The sequence below is a fragment of the Saccharomonospora halophila 8 genome (assembly GCF_000383775.1).
Taxonomy (GTDB): Bacteria; Actinomycetota; Actinomycetes; order Mycobacteriales; family Pseudonocardiaceae; genus Saccharomonospora; species Saccharomonospora halophila.
The window spans coordinates 1-2654 of the sequence record NZ_KB912571.1 but is presented as its reverse complement, the minus strand read 5'-3'; the positions used below and the strand labels follow the sequence as shown (position 1 = coordinate 2654).

The 2654-nt window shown below is 73.2% G+C and carries 2 protein-coding genes and 1 pseudogene; all 3 read left to right on the top strand.

Going from position 1 to position 2654, the window contains the following annotated elements:
- Positions 1–30 precede the first annotated feature (30 nt).
- Positions 31–693, top strand: a pseudogene (locus SACHA_RS26290) (CNNM domain-containing protein); the annotation flags it as partial.
- A gap of 64 nt (positions 694–757) precedes the next feature.
- Positions 758–1510, top strand: a complete 753-nt coding sequence (locus tag SACHA_RS26285; protein ID WP_019811478.1) for a hemolysin family protein — start codon at positions 758–760, stop codon at positions 1508–1510.
- Positions 1510–2553 carry a hemolysin family protein gene (locus tag SACHA_RS0116360; protein WP_019811476.1) on the top strand — a complete coding sequence of 348 codons (1044 nt, stop codon included), beginning with the start codon at positions 1510–1512 and terminating at the stop codon, positions 2551–2553. The genes SACHA_RS26285 and SACHA_RS0116360 overlap by 1 nt, the downstream gene beginning before the upstream one ends.
- Positions 2554–2654 lie beyond the last annotated feature (101 nt).

Sequence of the window (2654 nt, the reverse complement as noted above, 5' to 3'; positions counted from 1 at the left end):
CGACCTCGTGGCGGCGCGGGTGCCGCGGGCGTGTGCCGTCCGGCACCCGACGCGGACCGCCGTCCCGGGGGGCCGCCCATCGCACAGCTCCGTTCCCCCGGACATGGACGACGACGATCCCGGGCATATCGGAGTGTCACGAGTCGTGAACCCGGCCGGGGGTGTCGTGTGACGGAGTGGGTCCTGCTGGTCGTCGCCGTGCTGCTCGTCGCGGCGAACGCGTTGTTCGTGGCCGCGGAGTTCAGCCTGGTCACCGTGGACCGCGCCACCGTCGAGGCCGAGGCGGAGGCCGGGGACCGCCGGTCCCGCGGGGTGCTGGCGGCACTGCGGTCGCTGTCCACCCAGCTGTCCGGGGCGCAGCTGGGCATCACCGTCACGAGCCTGATCGTGGGCTTCATCGCGGAGCCGTCCCTCGCGACGCTCCTGCGCGGACCGCTCGGGACGCTCGGTCTGGGGGCGGCCGCGAGCCCGGTGGCGTTCACGGTGGCGTTCGTGACGGCCACCGTGTTCCAGATGCTGGCGGGCGAGCTCGTGCCGAAGAACCTGGCGATCGCGCGCCCGCTGCGGGTGGCCCGCGCGGTCTCGGGTGCGCAGCGCGGGTTCACCACGGCGACGTGGCCGTTGATCCGGTTCCTCAACGGGAGCGCCAACCGGCTGTTGCGGCGGGTCGGTGTGCAGCCGCAGGAGGAGTTGGCCTCGGCGCGCTCGCCGCAGGAGCTCGCCTCGTTGGTGCAGCGTTCGGGGGCGCAGGGGCACGATGGACGAGCCGACCGCCCGGCTGGTGACCCGGTCCCTCGAATTCGCGGACCGGACCGCCGCGGAGGTGATGACCCCGCGACGGCGGGTGCGGTCGGTGCGGCCGGACGCGCCGGTGGCGGAGGTCAGCGCGCTCGCCCGGAGAACCGGCCACTCCCGGTTCCCGGTTTTCGGGGACGGTGCGGACGATCCCGTGGGCGTCGTCCACCTCAAGCACGCGGTCGGCATCCCCGTCGACGAGCGCGGCCGGCGCACGGTGTCCGAGGTGATGGTGCCGTCCGTGCTGGTGCCGGAGTCGATGCGGCTGGACGAGCTGCTGGCGCTGCTGCGCCGGGGAGGTCTCCAGCTGGCGATCGTCGCCGACGAGTACGGCGGCACCGCGGGGGTGGTCACGTTGGAGGACCTCGTCGAGGAGATCGTCGGTGAGATCACCGACGAGCACGACCGGACGACCGCGAAGGCGAGCAGGCGGGCCGACGGGGCGTGGTGGCTGTCCGGCCTGCTCCGTCCGGACGAGGTCGCCGAGTTGACCGGCTTCACGCTCCCGGAGGGGGAGGACTACGACACCGTGGGTGGTCTGATCAACCACGAGCTCAACCGGCTCCCCGTCGAGGGGGACCGGGTGGAGGTGTCGGCGGGGGAACGGACGGTGCGGTTGACGGTCCGGCGGATGGACGGTTTCCGGGTGGATCGTGTCGATCTCCACGAGGTCGGCCCTCCGGACACGGACGCCCTGTCCGGAGGGCCGCGGTGATGGGCGGGATTCTGATCGCCGTGGCGTTGTTGATCGGCAACGCGTTCTTCGTCGGTGCGGAGTTCGCCCTGGTGTCCGCCCGGCGGACACAGATCGAGCCGAAGGCCGAGCAGGGATCGCGCCTCGCGCGCACCACCCTGCGGGCGATGGAACGCGTGACGCTGATGATGACCGGGGCGCAGCTCGGCATCACCCTGTGCTCGCTGGGGCTGGGCGCGGTCGGCGAACCCGCGGTCGCGCACCTGCTGGAGGTGCCGTTCGCCGCGGCCGGTGTGCCGGACGCGCTGCTGCACCCCGTCGCTTTCGCGCTGGCGCTGCTCATCGTGGTGTTCCTGCACATGGTGCTGGGGGAGATGGTGCCGAAGAACCTCGCCCTGGCCGGTCCGGACCGGGCGGCACTGTGGCTGGGCCCGGCCCTGGCGGCGGTCGTGTGGGTGCTGAAGCCCGGCATCGTCGCGCTCAACGCGGTCTCGAACGGCGTGCTGCGACTGCTCAGGGTGCAGCCCCGGGAGGAGGTCAGCTCCACCTACACCGAGGAGGAGGTCGCCGCGCTGGTCGCCGAGTCCCGGCGGGAAGGGCTGCTCGACGCCCGTGAGCACGAGCTGCTCACGGGCGCGCTGTCCTTCCACGGACGCACGGTGAGCTCCGTGCTGATCCCGGAAGACGCACTGGTCACCGTGCCCGAGGGCGTCACCTCCGAGCAGGTGGAGGCCCGCGCGACCGAGACGGGGTTCTCCCGGTTCCCCGTCGCGGGGGAGAACGGGAGCCTGCTCGGCTACCTGCACCTGAAGGACGTCCTCGAATACGACCCCGGGGAACGCACCCGCCCGGTCGCCGGGAACCGGTTGCGGGGGATGGCCACGCTGCGCCCCACCGATCCGCTGCACCGCGCCTTGGGGGAGATGCGGGAGCGTGGCGCACACCTGGCCCGGGTCGTCGACGCCGACGGCACCCGGAAGGGCGTGGTGGCCCTGGAGGACGTCCTGGAGGAGCTGGTCGGCGAGATCCGGGACGCCGCGCAGCGCATCGGCCGACGCCACTGAGACCACCCGGGCCGGGCGCCCGTCACGGCCGTGGTCTCGGGGCGGGGAGTGCGAAGTGCCAGCCTCCGGCGCGCAGCCGGGGCACGATCCGGGCGACCGCG